The sequence below is a fragment of the Paractinoplanes aksuensis genome (assembly GCF_024137025.1).
Taxonomy (GTDB): Bacteria; Actinomycetota; Actinomycetes; order Mycobacteriales; family Micromonosporaceae; genus Actinoplanes; species Actinoplanes aksuensis.
The window spans coordinates 253943-270280 of the sequence record NZ_JAMYJR010000002.1 but is presented as its reverse complement, the minus strand read 5'-3'; the positions used below and the strand labels follow the sequence as shown (position 1 = coordinate 270280).

Annotated in this window: 15 protein-coding genes; 7 read left to right on the top strand and 8 right to left on the bottom strand. The window is 71.2% G+C overall.

Annotated elements, in window-relative coordinates:
• Positions 1-50 precede the first annotated feature (50 nt).
• Positions 51-491 (top strand): tetratricopeptide repeat protein, encoded by a 441-nt coding sequence (locus tag M1L60_RS03215; protein WP_253235732.1) that lies wholly within the window; start codon positions 51-53, stop codon positions 489-491.
• On the opposite strand, the gene M1L60_RS03210 is transcribed toward M1L60_RS03215, so the two are convergent.
• Genes M1L60_RS03210 through M1L60_RS03195 form a run of 4 tightly spaced genes read right to left on the bottom strand, consistent with a single transcriptional unit; the run spans position 488 to position 4786 of the window.
• On the bottom strand, positions 488-1417 hold the full coding sequence (locus tag M1L60_RS03210) for a DUF3626 domain-containing protein (RefSeq protein WP_253235731.1): 930 nt from the start codon (positions 1415-1417) through the stop codon (positions 488-490). The two genes, M1L60_RS03215 and M1L60_RS03210, sit on opposite strands and share 4 nt — an antisense overlap.
• A complete protein-coding gene (locus M1L60_RS03205) occupies positions 1414-2250 on the bottom strand; it encodes an undecaprenyl-diphosphate phosphatase (protein ID WP_253235730.1) in 837 nt (278 codons plus the stop codon). Before M1L60_RS03205 ends, M1L60_RS03210 begins: the two co-directional genes overlap by 4 nt.
• A gap of 55 nt (positions 2251-2305) precedes the next feature.
• Positions 2306-3235, bottom strand: a complete 930-nt coding sequence (locus tag M1L60_RS03200; protein WP_253235729.1) for a tyrosine-type recombinase/integrase — start codon at positions 3233-3235, stop codon at positions 2306-2308.
• 12 nt (positions 3236-3247) lie between these two features.
• Positions 3248-4786: an ABC-F family ATP-binding cassette domain-containing protein gene (locus tag M1L60_RS03195; protein ID WP_253235728.1), complete on the bottom strand. Its 1539-nt coding sequence runs from the start codon at positions 4784-4786 to the stop codon at positions 3248-3250.
• 279 nt (positions 4787-5065) lie between these two features.
• Between M1L60_RS03195 and M1L60_RS03190 the strand changes: the two genes are divergently transcribed.
• Positions 5066-5665, top strand: coding sequence for a cadmium resistance transporter (locus tag M1L60_RS03190; protein WP_253235727.1), 600 nt, complete (start codon positions 5066-5068; stop codon positions 5663-5665).
• Positions 5666-5964: 299 nt separating this feature from the next.
• Here the strand turns inward: M1L60_RS03190 and M1L60_RS03185 are convergent, their stop codons facing one another.
• Positions 5965-6159 (bottom strand): hypothetical protein, encoded by a 195-nt coding sequence (locus M1L60_RS03185; protein ID WP_253235726.1) that lies wholly within the window; start codon positions 6157-6159, stop codon positions 5965-5967.
• A 330-nt stretch (positions 6160-6489) separates the two neighbouring features.
• Between M1L60_RS03185 and M1L60_RS03180 the strand changes: the two genes are divergently transcribed.
• Genes M1L60_RS03180 through M1L60_RS03170 form a run of 3 tightly spaced genes read left to right on the top strand, consistent with a single transcriptional unit; the run spans position 6490 to position 10965 of the window.
• The gene (locus tag M1L60_RS03180) at positions 6490-8382 is read left to right on the top strand and encodes an IucA/IucC family protein (protein ID WP_253235725.1); all 1893 of its coding nucleotides are present in this window, start codon (positions 6490-6492) and stop codon (positions 8380-8382) included.
• Positions 8379-9863 carry an IucA/IucC family protein gene (locus M1L60_RS03175; RefSeq protein WP_253235724.1) on the top strand — a complete coding sequence of 495 codons (1485 nt, stop codon included), beginning with the start codon at positions 8379-8381 and terminating at the stop codon, positions 9861-9863. The genes M1L60_RS03180 and M1L60_RS03175 overlap by 4 nt, the downstream gene beginning before the upstream one ends.
• A complete protein-coding gene (locus tag M1L60_RS03170) occupies positions 9850-10965 on the top strand; it encodes an alanine racemase (protein WP_253235723.1) in 1116 nt (371 codons plus the stop codon). The genes M1L60_RS03175 and M1L60_RS03170 overlap by 14 nt, the downstream gene beginning before the upstream one ends.
• A 432-nt stretch (positions 10966-11397) precedes the next feature.
• On the opposite strand, the gene M1L60_RS03165 is transcribed toward M1L60_RS03170, so the two are convergent.
• Positions 11398-11904, bottom strand: coding sequence for a deaminase (locus tag M1L60_RS03165; RefSeq protein ID WP_253235722.1), 507 nt, complete (start codon positions 11902-11904; stop codon positions 11398-11400).
• Here M1L60_RS03165 and M1L60_RS03160 point away from each other — a divergent pair.
• A complete protein-coding gene (locus M1L60_RS03160) occupies positions 11903-12640 on the top strand; it encodes a VOC family protein (RefSeq protein ID WP_253235721.1) in 738 nt (245 codons plus the stop codon). The two genes, M1L60_RS03165 and M1L60_RS03160, sit on opposite strands and share 2 nt — an antisense overlap.
• 638 nt (positions 12641-13278) lie before the next feature.
• Here the strand turns inward: M1L60_RS03160 and M1L60_RS03155 are convergent.
• The gene (locus M1L60_RS03155; protein ID WP_253235720.1) at positions 13279-14196 is read right to left on the bottom strand and encodes an SDR family NAD(P)-dependent oxidoreductase; all 918 of its coding nucleotides are present in this window, start codon (positions 14194-14196) and stop codon (positions 13279-13281) included.
• Between the two features lie 101 nt (positions 14197-14297).
• Between M1L60_RS03155 and M1L60_RS03150 the strand changes: the two genes are divergently transcribed.
• Positions 14298-15149 carry a helix-turn-helix transcriptional regulator gene (locus M1L60_RS03150; RefSeq protein WP_253235719.1) on the top strand — a complete coding sequence of 284 codons (852 nt, stop codon included), beginning with the start codon at positions 14298-14300 and terminating at the stop codon, positions 15147-15149.
• Positions 15150-15772: 623 nt separating this feature from the next.
• On the opposite strand, the gene M1L60_RS03145 is transcribed toward M1L60_RS03150, so the two are convergent.
• Positions 15773-16315 (bottom strand): histidine phosphatase family protein, encoded by a 543-nt coding sequence (locus M1L60_RS03145; RefSeq protein WP_253235718.1) that lies wholly within the window; start codon positions 16313-16315, stop codon positions 15773-15775.
• Between the last annotated feature and the right edge of the window lie 23 nt (positions 16316-16338).

The following is a 16338-nucleotide window of genomic DNA, read 5'->3' as shown; positions in this document are numbered from 1 at the left end:
CGGACAGGCGAGCTTGACCCGGCGGCGTGACAGCCGGTTCACTGCCTGGCGTGGACGAATCACCGGCGTACGCGGTCATCCGGGAGGGGATGGCGCTGCGTGAGCAGGGCCGCCCCGCCGAGGCGAGAGCGCTCCTGGAGGGCCTGCTGGCCGAGGTGGAGGGCGGCGACGACGCGTACGCCAAGGTCTTTCTCGCCCATTCGCTGGCCGACGTGCAGCCCCGGCCCGAGGACGAGCTCGCCTGGGACCTGCGGGCGCTGGCCTTCATGGACGAGCTGACCGATGAACTGGCGGTCGAGCGGGGCAATCCCGGGGGCCGCGCAGCGCTGCTGCCGTCGCTGCACCTGAACCTGGCCGTCAGCTACCGGCGGCTCGGCGACGACGACAACGCCCGCCGTCACTACGACCTGGGGCACGCCCACCTGGGGGCGCTGGCCGACGACAAGTACGGCGACAGCATCCGGCACGCCTTCGCCACGGAGTTGGCCTAGCCGCGGATGACCAGGATGTGCCACACGTACTTGAGCAGTTGCAGCACCTCGGCCGGGGTGCCGAACGCGGCCCACGTGTGCGGCTCGTGAGTGGCCCGGCCGACCACGGCGGCGTCGAGGACCTCACGGTCGTAGTGGTCGGCCACCGCGCGGGCCAGGGGCGGAACCTCCGGGCCTTTCAGGTCGGCCGGGAACTCGTCGGCGGGCAGCGCGAAGCCGGGGGCCCACCGCAACTCGGGGCCCAGGCTGCGCAGCTGCGCCTCCACCGGCGTACCGCGGAAACAAGGGTCGGCCACGACGGCCGTGACGTCACCGCTGAGGGTGAGCCCGCCGTGGATCTGGGCCTCCACGTAGTGGTCCATCGCCCGGCCCGGCGCCACGCGGTCGACAGCCAGGGCGGCCATCCACTCGGCCGGGGACGCCGCCGGCAGGTTCAGCGCGCCGCCCGTACGGGAAACCTCGTCCAGCAAGGCCGCCCACACCGCACCGAACGTGGTCGCCGTGCCGAACACGGACGGTTCGGTGAAGCTGTCGCCATGACTGAACGTGGCCCGCTGCGCGACGTCCGGGGCCAGCACCAGGTGACAGCTGCCGAACCGTGGGGACGCGCCGTCCGGGTAGCCGGCCAGGTTCAAGGCGCCATACACCGGGCGACCCGCGTCACCCACGTATACGCCGGGGAACATGCGCTGCTCCCACACGTCCCGGTCCCCACCCGCGTACGCGGTCAGACCGCCGTTCGAGATCCGCGTCTCGAACTGGGACCGGTAGACACCGTCGGCCGCCAGATGCTCGGCCACCGTACGCCCGTCGGCCAGCAACCGGTCCGGGTGGAAGTTCACCGTGATCGGCGCCGCGAACGCCGGCCCCGCCTCGGGAAACAAATCCCGCACGTAGGCCAGGGCCCGCTGCGCCGACGAGGTCACTTCGGCTCGATCGTGTTCGTCGCCAGCAGCACCATCAGAATCACACCGAGGGCCACCCGGTAGTAGATGAAGATGCTGTACGAATGCCGCGACACGAACCGCAGCAGCCAGTTCACCGAGAAGTAGGCCACCACGAAACTCACCGCCGTCGCGATCAGCGTGTTCGTCCAGCCCACCCCGTCCGAGATGTTCCCGAACTCCTGATAGCCCTGCAGGACCGACGCGCCCAGCAACGCCGGGATCGACAGGAAGAACGACAACTTCGTCACCGTCACCCGGTCGAAGTCGCGCAGCAGACCGGCCGACATCGTCGCCCCCGACCGCGACACACCCGGGATCAGGGCCAGACACTGCACGAACCCGATGATCAACGAGTCCTTCCAGGTGACGTCCTCCTGATGACGGACCTGGGTGGCCGCATGATCGGCGAACGCCATCACCCCCGACCACAGGATCAGCGCCCCCGCCACGAACCACAGGCTGCGCAGCGTCGTCTCGACCTGATCCTTGAACAACAACGCCACGAAGACGATCGGGAGCGCGCCCAGCAGCACCGCCCACCCGAACCGGAAATCCGGGTTGTCCCGCTTGCTCTTGTTGAACATGCCGGCCAGGAAAGCCGGAACCACCCGCGCGATGTCCTTGCGCAGGAAGATGATCGTCGCCAGCACCGCACCCGACTGGATGATCACCGTGAACGCCGTGATCGCCGGATCGTCGATCCGGTACCCCAGCAGCTTCTCGAGAATCGTCAGGTGGCCGGTGCTCGACACGGGCAGGAACTCGGTAAAGCCCTCAACGGCGCCGAGCAGCACCGCTTCGAAGATGTTCAAACCCCGACCGCCTCTTTCATCCGCTTTTTACCGCGGCCGAGCATAGGCGGCGCCGTCATCCCCCAGCACGGCGGGCACGCGCCGCGGCGATCATGTAGGACGGATCACGGTCCAGATTGTGCCGGTCCCGGTCGTAGCGGCGCGTCGTCCGCGGATCGGCGTGACCCATCGCATCCTGCACATCCTCCAGCGGCACACCCTCGGAACGCGCCGTGGTCGCGAACGCGTGCCGCAACGAGTGCGGCGACAACCGGTCCGCCTCCGGAATGCCCGCCTCCGCGGCCAGGCGCCGCATCAGACGGAACACCGCGTGCCGGTCCAGCCGGCCCCCGGTCGACGTCCGGAACACCGGCCCGTCGTCCAGGCCCCGCACCGCCAGATACGCGTCCAGCGCCTGCGACGCCGACTCGGTCAACGCACGCCGCCGCTGCTTGCCGCCCTTGCCGACGAACCGCACCGTCCGGTGCCCGCGCTCCCGGCTCAGATCCTGCATGTCCAGGCCGACCAGCTCACCGACCCGCAGGCCGAGGTCGGCCAGGATCGTCATGACGGCGTGATGGCGTACGCCGGCCAGCCGCGCCCTTTCCAGCAGAGCGTCCACCTCTTCGGGCAGCAGACCCAGGGTCGCCGAATGATCCCGCGACACGATCGGGCGGTCGGCGCCCGCCACCGGATTCCCGTCGATCGCCCGGATCTTCACCAGGAAGTCGTACCAACTCGACACACCCGACAATTTGCGTGCCACCGTCGACGGGGCCAGATCACGAGCCTCCAAACCCCGGGCGTACGCGTTCACGTCGAGGAACGACACCTTCAGCGGATCCGCCCCACGCTCCGCGCACCACGCCAGCCACACCTGCACGTCCCGCCGATACGCGGCCCGGGTGTGCTCCGACAACCGCCGGTTCGCCAGCCACGCCTCCGTGACCTGCTCGGCCGGCCCACCGACCGACAGCTCCCCACCCTGCCTCGGAACCAGCTGCATGCCCCCATCGTGTCAGCTCTCGATCACCGAACCGTCCGCGACATGCCAGCGCCGGCCGAACCCGACCGACTCCGCGAAATACCGGTCATGGGTCACCACCAGCAAAGTCCCCTTGTAACGGCGCAACGCCTCCTCGACGACATCCAGCGCGTCCAGATCGAGGAAGTTCGTCGGCTCGTCCAGCAGCAGCACCCGGGCCGGGCTGTTGACCAGCACCGCCAGCAGCAACCGGCGCAACTCCCCCGCCGACAGACTGCTCATCCGCGCATCCCACTGATCCGGGCCGAACTGATGCCCCGCCAGGAGCTTCTCGGCATCGTCGAGATACACCGGCACCCGCGACCGGAAGAACTCCATCACCGTCGCCTTCGACCGCAACCCATCGGTCGTCTGGGGCAGCACCGCGGTGTCATCACTCTCGAGCGCGCGCAGCAACGTCGTCTTCCCGGCCCCGTTACGCCCGGTGATCAGAACGCGGTCACCGCGCCGCACCTCAACATTGATCCGGTCGAGCAGCCTCCGCGGACCCGCCGACATGGACAAATCGCGCGCCTTCAGCACCACCTCACCCGGATCCGCCTGATCAGCCGGGAAAGCCAAAGACAGAGGCGGACGCTTACGGGGCTCGGCGATCCACTGCACCGACTCCATCTGCCGGCGCAACCGCCGCTCCCGCACCTTCGCCTTCCGCGCCACCAACCGCGCCACCCGCCGCAGATGCGGACCGGCCACCCCCAGCCCGGAGGCGTTCTCGACACCGCGCGAATACTCCTTCGTCCGCTCGATGTCCGCCTCCCACCGCCGGCGGTCCTTCTCCTGCGCCTCGAAATCCAGCAACAGCCGCTCCCACCGCCGCTGCTTCTCCGCCCGGTACGCCGAATAACCGCCACCCGGATAGTCCTGCACCTCGGTGTCGATGCCGTCCAACTCCAGCACCCGAGAAACCACCGCATCCAGAAACGCCCGGTCGTGACTCACCGTCAGAACCCCACCGGCGTACGCCCGAAGCCAGCCCTGCAACCAGGCCACGCCCTCGGCATCCAGGTGATTCGTCGGCTCGTCCAGCAGCAGCACATCCGGCTCGTCCAGCAGAGCCCGCGCCAACAGCAGACGAGCCTGCTCACCCCCGCTGACCTGAGACAACCGCAAGTCGTCGGGCAGGGCGGCAATGTCGAGCCGCTGCCGGATCTCCGTGATCCGCGCCTCCGCCGACCAGCCCTCCAGAGCCGTCCACCGCTCCTGGGCCACCCCGAACTCGGCCAGCACGTCCTCACCGCCGGCCAGACGCCGCTCGAGCTCGCGCATCGTCCGCGTCACCACGGCCAGCTCACCCAGCCCCGCCGTCAGGAACTCGCCGACCGTGCCCTCCGGATCAGGCATCTGCTGAGCGACATAACCGACCCGGCTGCCCGGCGCGTAGGTGACACTGCCGGCCTGCGGCCGCAACTCGCCGGCCAGCACCCGCAACAACGTCGACTTGCCGGCCCCGTTCGGCCCCACCACCCCGACCCGGTCACCGTCCCCGACCACCAGATCGAACCCGGAGAACAACGGATCACCGTCGTACGAACAACTGAGATTGACAGCCTTCAACAAAAAGCCCTCCAAGAGCCGGACACCGACAGGGACACACCACCCACACAGGGCGGTTCACAAGGTCGGGTCGCTCTCACATGAAGAAGGGCACTCCCATCAGACGGCAACAGAACCGACGCCAACAATGCCCCGCCGGTGGCAACGCCGCAACCGGAATACGGCATGAGATGCTGACCGCTTGTCGAGCACCCCGGGGATCCACCTCAGCGCCCACCCGGCTACGGCGGTGCGGTCATGAACGTGGGCATCCTCGGCCAGGCCGCGGGCCTGTTCGCCGTCACCAACATCGACGACATCCTGATCCTGGCGCTGTTCTTCGCCCAAGGCGCCGGACACCACCACACCACCCGCAACATCTTCGCCGGGCAGTACCTCGGCTTCGCCGCCATCCTCGCCGTGGCCGTGGCGGCCGCCTTCGGCGCGACGTTCCTGCCCGACGACGCTGTGCCCTACCTCGGTCTTCTCCCGCTCGCCCTGGGCATCAAAGCCGCCGTCCAAGCCGGGCGACACCGCAACGACGCCGACGACGACCAGCCCGATTCCAGCGCCGACGCACCCGACATCCTCGCCGTGGCCGCAGTGACCTTCGCCAACGGCGGCGACAACATCGGCGTCTACGTACCTGTCCTCGCCACCGCAGGCACCGGCGGGATGACCGTCTACGTGCTCGTGTTCCTCGCCCTGGTCGCGGTCTGGGTCGCCGCCGGCCGCTTCTTCGCCACCCGGCCGGTCATCGCCCAAGCACTCAGCCGCTGGGGCCACATCCTGCTCCCCGTAGTCCTCATCGGCATCGGCCTGCTCATCCTCATCGGAGGCGGCGCCTTCGGCCTGTAGAGCCCCCCACCTTCCACCTCGCCGCTCCCCACGCCTCGAGCCCAGGTCCTCAGCTTTCATCCGGGGGGATCCGGGCGTCGGACGGCCCGCGTGGGGTGCTCGGCGATTCGCCCGGCGGCGCGCCGGGCTGACGAGGTCCGGGTCGGTCACCGCTACCCCGGCCGGACCGCACCGCCGACGGCCCCGGGTGACGCCGCCAGAAGCGCGGTGACCACCCCCGCACCGAGAAGCGTTCCTGCTGGGATCACGGCCTGACCCCATGACACCGTGGAGGCGTTCCCAGCCCGGGCTACCGGTGGTCAGCTGGGCGGGCAGTTCAGGGTGACGTCGCCACTGCCCTCCGGGCTGCCGCCGAGCAGGACGCCGTCCACGTACACGTCGACGGGCGCACCGGCCGAGATCCCCCGTTGCGGCTCACCCTCGTCGGCGCCGCACGCGACCACGCCCGTCAGCAGACTCGCCGCCACGAACCCGCTCGCCATCCCCGCCCGCACGCCATCACTCAAGCACGTGGAGTCCACTGCCACGAGGCGCTGTTCCCTTCGCTACGTTCCCCGCCGCTGAGGTCACCGACTCGGGTGCCCGCCCGTCGAGCACATCGGTCACCCGCGGGCAGCCGCAACCGGTCTGGGCAAGACCCGAAAAGGAGGCAGGGATGTCGTTGATTCCTTTTGGTTTTGGGGTGTTTGGAGGGTGTCGGGTGCGCCGGTTCCGAGGCGCACACCCTGCAAGCCGTCCTAGGATGATGATTTGGTAACTGCGTTCTCGCTCACGACGGGCCGCCCCGCGGAGATCCTGCCGGGACGGTGCGGAGAATTGAGGATGTGCCGCGATCCTCGGGAAGCGCCTCGCCGCACCGGCACACCGCCGGTCCCCTTCGGACCCGTGAGGACCTCGCCGTCCTCCGGCCCGATCTGGTCGCGCGCTACGACGCCGAACTGCCCGGCGCGCAAGCCTCCGTCCTGGCCCGGCTGCTCGGCGCGATCGACCGCGAGCCCCTCCCCGGCCTGACCGACCGCCAACCGGGCCAGGCCACGTTCACCCTCGCCGCCGGCGCTCATGGTCCGGGCGACTCCCGTGCCGGCCACGGAACAGCCGTTGTCATGGCGACCGTGCGCTACCCCGCCGAAGCCGCTCGTCCGTTCGCCGTCGCGGAAGCCGGTCTCACCGTCGTCTTCTCCACGAGCGAACCCCGCACCCGCCCGGATCTGGCCGCCGGCGGCCCGTACGCGGCGCCCACCACACCCGGATCCCCCGGCCTCCCCACAGGCACACCCCACACGCACGCTGGTCCCGCCTACGGCATCTCCAACGGCGAGCCCGACGCGGGTCACGCCGCTGGCCTCCTCGCGGGCGAGGCCGGCGCGGCCGCTCGCGCCGGGCAGGACTCGCCGAGCGAGCCCCACTCGGGCCCCACCCCGGGGCTCTCCCAGCGCGAGCCCCACGCACCCGCCCGCCACCCGGGCGGGTCGCACCGGTCGGTTGTCGAGCCGGCGGAACTCGTACGGCTGCTCTGGGGTGACGTCCCGCTGGCCGCTGAGATCGACAACAGCGTGGCCAACCTCGCGCTGGCCCGGGCGGCCCGGGGCGACCAGCGCCGGCCCGACCCGGGCGACCCCGACGCGCTCGGGCGCATCGAGCAGCTGGTCACCGACGGCCACCCCCTGCACCCGTGCTGCCGCACCCGGGGCGGCATGAGCGTGGCCGACGTCCTCGCGTACGCCCCGGAGCACTCCCCCGTCATCCGCCTGCGCCGCCTGCGGGTGCCGCGGGACCGCTGGTACGGCACCGCCGCGCCCATCCTGTTCGCGCACCCGTGGCAGGCCGACCGGCTCGTCGACCGTTACCCCTGGCTCACCCCCGACGGCGAGTCCGACCCGGTGCGGCCGTTGATGTCGCTGCGTACCGTCGCCCCCGTGGACGGTGGACCCCACATCAAGACCGCGGTGGACGTGCAGATGACCAGTGCCGTCCGCACCGTGTCGCCGGCGGCCGTGCACAACGGCCCGATCCTGTCGCGCCTGCTGCGCCGGCTCACCGCCGACCAGCCGATCGAGATCCTGGCCGAGATCGCCGCCGGCGCGGTGGTCGTCGACGGCGTCCCGCAGCGCCACCTGGCCCACGTCATCCGGGAAGCGCCGCAGCTCGGGCCGGGCGAGCTGGCCGTGCCGATGGCCGCGCTGGCGGCCCTCGGCGTGCCGGTCGTGGATCCGTACGCCTGGTGGGAAAGGTTTTCCGATCTGTTCTTCGGGCCGGTGACGCGGGTGCTGGCCCGCGGGGTGGCGCTGGAGGCGCACGGCCAGAACACGCTGGTCGTACTGGACCAGCAGCAGCAGCCGATCCGCATCCTGTACCGCGACCTGGGCGGGGTGCGGGTCAGCGCGTCCCGGCTGCGTGCCTCCGGGCTGGAACCGCCGGCGCTGCTGGGCGACCTGCCCAGCGACGACCCGGCCGAGCTGCGCACCAAGCTGGCCGCGGCCGCGTTCGGCACCGTCGCGGCCGAGCTGATCGCCATGTTCACCCACACGCGGGACACCGATCCGGACCGGCTGTGGGGCATTGTTGCCCGGGCTGTCCGCGCGACCGGCAGCGAGGACGTCCCGCACCTGCTCCGCGAGCCCCTGCCCGTGAAGGCCACGACCGCGATGCGGCTGGCCACCGACCCGCTCGACGACCGATGGGCCCTGCTCCCCAACCCGATGGCGGCACACGCATGAACAAGACCCTGCGCCCGGAACGGATCGCGCACACCGAGGCCGCGCTGGCCGTCCACTCCCCGCACCTGGTGCCCGGTTTCCTGGCCGCGCTGCCCGAGGCGGCCGACACGGTGGGCCGGCGGCTGCGCGGCGCCCTGGTCCGGGAGGGGCTGCGCGACATGGGCCCCGGCGTGCGGCACGGTTTCGGGCGGGTCGAGTATCCGAGCGCCGGCGCCGGCGACCCGGTCGAGCTGCTGGGCGACATCGACGCCCCCGGCTTCGCGGCCGAGCTGCGCAACGCCGTGATGAATCTGGCCATCGCGATGGCCCGCCCGCTCCCGCCGGTCGGCGACGACCCCGACGAGCAGGCGATCGGCCTGGAACGGCTGGCCGTGGCCGGGCACAACCTGCACCCCTGCGGCCGCACCCGGCTCGGCTGGGACACCGGCGACGTCCTGGCCCACGACCTCGAGACCGAGAAGACCCGCATCGGTTTCGTGGCCGTCCGCGAACGGCTGCTGCTCGGCGACGACGTCTTCCCCGAGATCAGCAAACCTTCCGGGTACGCCGTGCAGCCCGTCCACGCCTGGCAGCGGGACAACGTCCTGACCGAACGGTACGGCGACCTGCTGCGCGACAAAGACCTGATCATCCTGGACGACGAGCGCGACGCCATCCCGACCGCGGCCCTGCGCACGCTGCTGCTGCCCGGCACCGGCCAGTACCTGAAGGTGTCGCTCGACATCCAGGTCACCTCGACCCGGCGCAGCATCAGCGTGGCCAGCACCCGCAACGGCCCGGCCGTGTCGACCCTGCTGCACCGGCTCACCGCCGACGAGCCCCGGCTGATGCTGATGGCCGAGACCGCGGGCGCAGCCGTGCCGGTCGGGTCCGGGCGCGACCTGTCGGCCATCCGCCGCGACGGGCTGACCGGCCGGCTGCAGCCGGGCGAGCGCGCGATCCCCGGCGGAGCGCTGCCCCTGCTGCTCGACGAGCTGGTCACCGGGGATCCGGGCGAGTGGCTCCGGTCGTACGCGGAACTGGTCGTGCCCCCGCTGATGCGGCTGACCGCGCAGGGCGTCGCGCTCGAGGCCCACCTGCAGAACTGCCTGCCCACGTTCCTCGGCGGGCGCCCGCACCGGCTGGCCCTGCGCGACTTCGCCGGCCTGCGCCTGCACCAGCCCCGGCTGGCCGCGGCCGGCCACGAGATCGACCTGTGGCCGGGCTCGGTGGTCGGCACCGACGACCTCGACGTGTTCCGCGCCAAGATCGGGTACACGCTGTTCCAGGCCCACCTGGGCGAACTCGTGCTGCGCCTCGACCTCGACGAGGACAAGGCATGGCGGATCATCCGGTCCGTCGTCGACGAGCACACGACCGGCGACGACCACGCCGCGTTCACCGCGCCCACCGCCCTGCACAAGGCGCTGGTGCGGATGCGGCTGGCCGGCGAGGGCGACATCTACGTCCGGGTGCGGAACCCGCTGCATGCGCCCGCCTGAGCACGTCGTCCGGGCCCTGCTCGAGCTGCCCCGCCCGGTCTGCGCCTACGTCTACGACACGGCCGCGCTGCGCGCGAGAGCAGCGATGGTCCGGCCGAGCCTCCCGGTTCCCGCTTCCCTTCTGTACGCGGTGAAAGCCAACGGGAACCCGTCCGTGCTCGCGACCATGGCCGAAGTGTGCGACGGTCTCGAAGTGGCCTCCGGCGGCGAACTGGCCCTGGCCCGGGCCGCGGGCGCCCGCCGCATCGTCTTCGGCGGCCCGGCCAAGACCGACGCCGAACTGGCGGCCGCCCTCGACGCCGGCGCCCAGATCAACGCCGAGAGCATCCACGAACTGCACCGCATCGCCGCCCTGCGCCCCGGCGCCGAGGTCGTGCTGCGCGTCAACCGAGCCGGAAGTGCCCTGACCGGCAGCCACACGATGACCGGCACTCCCACCCCGTTCGGCATCGACGAGGCCCAGCTGCCGGCGGCGCTGGCCGTCCCCGGCGTACGCGTCATCGGCTTCCACCTGCACGCCGTGTCCAACAACCTGGACGGCGAGGCCCACGCCGAGTTCGTCCGCGAGGCCCTGCGCTGGTCGCCGGCCACCGGCATCAACCCACGCGTGGTCAACGTGGGCGGCGGCTTCGGCGTCGACTACCTCTCCGACCAGTCGATGGACCTGTCACCGCTGCGCTCCGTCTCTGTCCCGCCGGGCGTGGACCTGATTTTCGAACCCGGCCGCTACCTGGCCGCCGACGCCGGCTGGTACGCGGCCGAGGTCATCGACGTGAAAACCACCCACGGCCGCACCTTCGCCGTGCTGCGCGGCGGCACCCACCACTTCCGGCTGCCCGCCGCCTGGGGCTACAACCACTCGTTCACCGTCATCCCGGCCGACGACTGGCCCCACCCCTACCCGCGCCCCACCGCCACCGACACGCCCGTCGACGCCGTGGGCGAACTCTGCACCCCCCGCGACGTCCTGTGCCGGAACCAGCACGTCACCTCGGTACGCGCCGGCGACCTGCTCGTCTTCGGCCGCACCGGCGCCTACGGCTGGGACATCTCCCACCACGACTTCCTCCGCCACGACCCCCCACAGTTCGTCATCCTGTAACGGCCCGGCCCGGCCCCGGTCCGGCCCGGCCCGGCACACCCGAACCGGCTCGGCCTGTACGGCACCACTTGCATTGCCTGGCCCGGCCCGGCCCGGCCCCGGTCCGGCACACTCAACCCGGCTCGGCCTGTACGGCACCATTTGCACTGCCTGGCCTGGCCTGGCCGGGCCCCGGTCCGGCTCGGCCGGGCCCCGGTCCGGCTCGGCCCGCCCGGCCGGCTCGGTCAGTAAGCACGGCTCGGCCCGCCCGGCACGGCTCGGCCTGTACGGCCCGCCCGCTCGGCTCGGTCGGAGCTGCACGGCACGGCCGCGCGGCACGGGCCGTCCGGGGTCTTCGCGCTTTGCGTCGCTCAACAGCCGCCGGGGGCCGACGCACGCTCTGGCGAGTTTCTCAACCGGGTGAGCGCCACCGCAGTAGGCCGCGCCGCGCCCCTATCCCGTGAGCGTTTCTGCCCACCGGCGGAAACCTGACTCGGGGGCACGCTCGCAGTACAGGCGGAACTGGCCCCGCACCTCGTCGCGCCGCAACCCGCCCACGATGACCGGCGGGCGGTACCAGGGCATGTCCGGGCTCACCGGCCAGCGTGCGGCGACGGCGGCGCCGCCGTCGCCGGGCGATTCCAGCCCGTAGTAGACCTCGTCGACCTTGAGCGCCATAGCGGCGCCCAGGCACATCAGGCACGGCTCCAGGTTCACGGCCAGCCGCACCGGATGCGCCCGCGGCCGCCAGCCCAGCTGCTCGTCGGCCGCCGTCATCGCCAGCAGGTCGGCGTGCACGAGCCGCCGCCCCAGTGACACGTCCCGGGTGAACGCGCTCGCGATGATCTCGCCACCCGTCTCGACCACCGCCCCGATCGGCAACTCCCCGGCCGCCATACCCGCCTCGGCCACCTCGATCGCGGCCGCCACCAACTCGCTCGGCCCTAAAGTGGACGCCATGGCTCTCCAACTCCCTCAGGTCAACTTCAAGGCCCGGGACAACATCACCCTCGGCCAATTCTGGGCCGACGCCCTCGGATGGGTCACCGCCCAGGATGAAGGACCCGGCGTCACCAACGTCACCCCCGCCGACTTCGACGGGCCGAACCCCGGCGCCGTCTGCATCGACTTCGTGATCGTCGAGGACCCGGAGCCCGTGCGTCACCGCGTGCACCTCGACCTGGCCACCCGCTCCGAGGCCCACCAGACCGAACTGGTCGCCCACCTGCAGCGCCTGGGCGCGACCCCGGCCGACATCGGCCAGGGCGACGTCCCGTGGGTGGTCCTGGCCGACCCCGAGGGCAACCAGTTCTGCGTCCTGGAACCCCGCGAGAACTACCCCTTCGACCAGACCGGCCCGATCGCCGCGGTGGTCGTCAACTGCGCCGACCCCCGAGCCCAGGCGCACTTCTGGGGCACCGCCACAGCCTGGACGCCCCATGTCAGCAACGACAACTTCGCATCACTGCGCTCCCCCCAGAACGTAGGCCCCTACCTCGAATTCATCCGCACCGACGGCTGTCCCGGCCGCGTCCACATCGACCTGCTCCCCCACCGCGCCGAAGACCGCCCGGCCGAACTCGACCGCCTGATCGCCCTCGGCGCCCAACCGGCCGACATCGGCCAGGGCGACGTGCCCTGGACCGTCCTCACCGACCCCGAAGGCAACCCCTTCTGCCTCCTGCGCCACCGCTGACCCAGCTCGATCCGCCAGGGCAGGATCAGACCAGCCCAAGGCTTCCTCGGCGCGCAACTTTCAGATCGTTGCGCAGTTAGGGATGCCGCGCCTTGAAGGGTTGCTGGAAAGCCACGGGACAGCACCTTTGGCTCGTGGTGCCGCTGGGACGGATAACGCCAGACAGAAAGCCGTCAGGGCTCCCCGCGCGCCACGCCGCCCTCGACACTCTCGGCATTGCAGATGCCGGGGTCGGTGCCATCCGCCGCGCCACACCGCCCTCGACAAAGCAGACGCCGGAGTCGGTGCCATCCGCGCGTCACACCACCGCCGGCCTCCTCGGTGTAGTCGCGGTAGGGCAGGTCGTGGGCGAGCAGCCACTTGCCGCCCACTTCGACGTTCCGGCCCACGCCGGTGCGGCCGACGCGGATGTGGAGTGGGCCCGGATTACAGCCGGCCGGTGACCGATCGTCGCGGATGACTCGTCGGCAAGCGGTGGACGGCAGCCCCGGCGCTGGTCCCTGACACCGCAAACGGACGCCTGCCGCCTACTTACGTTGGCTCGGGGGCCTGCCGAATTCGCCGCGCTCCCCGAACCGGCGAGTGTCGGCCGGAGATCGCGACAGTGCCGATGCCTGCGACGGCCGTGGCCCGAGGCGTCACAGCGCCCTCGACGATCCCGGAGTGGCTGAGGCCGCGAACAACTTCGTTGTGGTGGCCCACAGCCGGCGTTCCCGATCGACGTCGTGGGCGATCGGCTGGACCGCGATGACGCGGTCTTTCAGCACGAAGGCGCCGTCGCGCAGGCCGGCCCACTTGTCGTCCAAGGCGACCGAAGCCAGCGCGGGCCCTGAACGCTGCGGCGTGGACACGCCTGGGATGCGGCCCAGGGCCCGGCTGATCGCGCGTAGCGCCGGTGGCGCACCGCGGCCCAGGTCGGTGCCGGGCATCCAGCCGGGCTCGAACACCGAGACGGCGACGCCCGGGCCGGCCTGGCGCTGCAACTCGTGGGCGTAATAGAGGATCGCCAGCTTCGCATTCGAATATGCGACGCCGGCTGCCTTAATCCCCGGATTTGTTGCCCCGGTCGCCGGGCGGGCCAGCTCGGCCGGGTCGCGCCACTGCGCCTCGGGCACGCCGAGCAGGCGCCGCCACACGTTCGCGTAGTAAGTGTTCGAGCCGAGCAGCACGACCCGGGCCGGCGTCGGCAATGCGCTGATCAGCTGCGCGTGGGCCAGATAGTTGACGGCGAACGTCAGCTCGAAACCGTCGGCCGATGTATGGCGCGTGTCCGACGACATCGCACCCGCGTTCGCTATCAGCGCGTGCAACGGTTGATCGCCCACCATTTCCCGTACGGTGCCGGCCGCCGCCCGCACATCGGCCAGGCGCGACAGGTCGGCGACGACTTCGTGCACGCGGGCGCCGAGCGTCCGCGCCTCGGCCGCCACCGCGGACAGCGCGCGGCCGACAAGAATCAGATCGGGGCGTAAGCCCGCCGGGCGACCCGCCATGGCCAGGACAGCGGCCCGGCCCAACCCGCGGGTGGGCCCGGTGATGAGAACGGTTCGAGTCATGCCCCGAGCTTGGCCCGGTTCGCGCCCGGCCGGCAGAGACCGCTTGTCGTAGGACTGGCAGGGCCACGACAACCCGGCGCCGGACGAGGAGACTGGACTCCGTGGAAGCATGGGAGTTCGGCCGGACAGTACGTCGGTGGCGCGACCGGGTCGCCCCCGACACGGTCGGGGTGCCCACCGGCCGCCGACGCCGCGCTGCCGGCCTGCGCCGCGAAGAACTGGCCCAGCTCGCGGGCATCTCCACCGACTATCTCACCCGCCTCGAGCAGGGCCGCGCCACCGCCCCGTCGGCCCAGGTCGTCGAGGCCCTCGCCCGCGCCCTGCGATTGCCTGCCACCGAACGCGACCAGCTCCACCGCCTGGCCGGCCACGCCGCCCCCGGCCTCGACGTCGTCCCCTCGCGCGTCACCGCCAGCGTGCAGCGACTGCTCGACCGCCTGGAGGGCACCCCGGCCGTCGTGTACGACGCCACCTGGACCCTGGTGACAGCCAATGCTCCCTACGACGCGCTGATGGGCGACACCACCGCGTGGCGCGGCCTGGAACGCAACGCCATCTGGCGCAACCTGTGCGGGCCGGCCAACCGCGTCGTCCACACCGAGCGTGAACAGGCCGAGCACGAAGCCCGCTTGGTGACCGATCTGCGCCTCACCGCGTCCCGCTACCCGGCCGACCAGTCCCTGCGGCGGCTCATCGCCGACCTGCGCGCCGCCACGCCCCGTTTCGCCGAGCTCTGGGACGGCGAAGCCCTTCCACCACTGCCCGACCCGTCCCGCCACAAGGTGATCGACCACCCGGCCGTGGGCCGCGTGACACTCGACTGCGACACCCTGGTCGTGGCCTTCGACGACCTGCGCATCACCGTCTACACCGCCGAGCCCGGAACCGAGGACGCCGACCGCCTGGCCCTGGCCGTCGTGATCGGCAACCAGATCCTGGTCGACCGCTCCTGAACCACGATCCGGCCGCTTGGGCCCCGAGATGGCGCTACGCGGAGCTGAATCGGAATGCGGAGCGCTGCGGATGCCCAGAACTCACGGTTCGCGAACGGCCCAGACCTCAAAGCACGGTTGGCAGACGTTGAGCCCTCCGCGCGGTTGGCGGACGTCGAACACGGGCCGGCGGTGCCTCGCCTCCAGAGGTGTCCAAGGCACGGGTGGTGGGTGAGGAACCCGGGTGCCCGAGGAACGGGTGGTGGGTGAGGAAACTGGGCGCCCGAGGAACGGGTGGTGGGTGAGGAAACTGGGCGCACGAGCGCGGGGTGCGGAGTGCGGGCAGGTCGAACGCACCTGCAACAGATGGTGCCGGCGCGACGATGGCTTTCTGTTCTTGATCTGGTGCTGCGAGCGGCCCGTAGGGTCGCTCTTCCGCTGTGCCGTTGATCTCTGCGTGTAAAGCATCCTAGGATGATGGCGTTGCCCCCTGGCGTTGCCCCCTGGCGTTGCCCCCTGGCGGTTTTTCGAGTCCCTGGGAGACTCGGTGACATCACCATCGGCCGGCAGCGTGAAACGGTTGCGTCAATGGGGATTCAGTTCCTGGGGCGGCGCCTGCCGTGGATGGGCGTGGCTGCTCAACTTCAGGAGGGGTGGAGTTCGTACTCCCAGCCCTCGCGCCAGGCGAAGTCGGCAGCCATCAGGGCTTCCAGCGGGATGCTGTTGACCAGGTGGTCCAGGGCCCAGCGTGTTGCGACGTGGCCGATCAGCAGGATGCGCTGGTTTGCCCAGCGGGTCGGTATGTCGTTCACGAATCCGCCTACTCGTTCGATTGCCTGGCGCCAGCTTTCGCCGGAGGGGTAGGGCTCGTCGAGGTGGCGGTCGCGGTGTTCGTGCAGTTCGGCTGCGGGCATGCCGTTGCTGGTGCCGTAGTCGCATTCGCGGAGGCGCCAGTCGAGCAGGATGGGGATGTTGCTGTCCTGGAAAGCGATCTCGGCTGTTTCGGCGGCTCGGCGCAGGTCGGAGGTGAAGACCGCGGTGATGCCGTCGTTGCGGCGGCGTTCGCCGAGTTCCGCGGCCAGGTGACGGCCTCGCTCCGACAGGCGGCCGGGGAGCCAGCCCGTTGCTACGCCGCGGTCGTTGTCCTCGCTCCAGGAGTGGGTTTCGAAAACGATCGCGGTCGGCATCGGTCTAGGCTAGCCAGAGCACG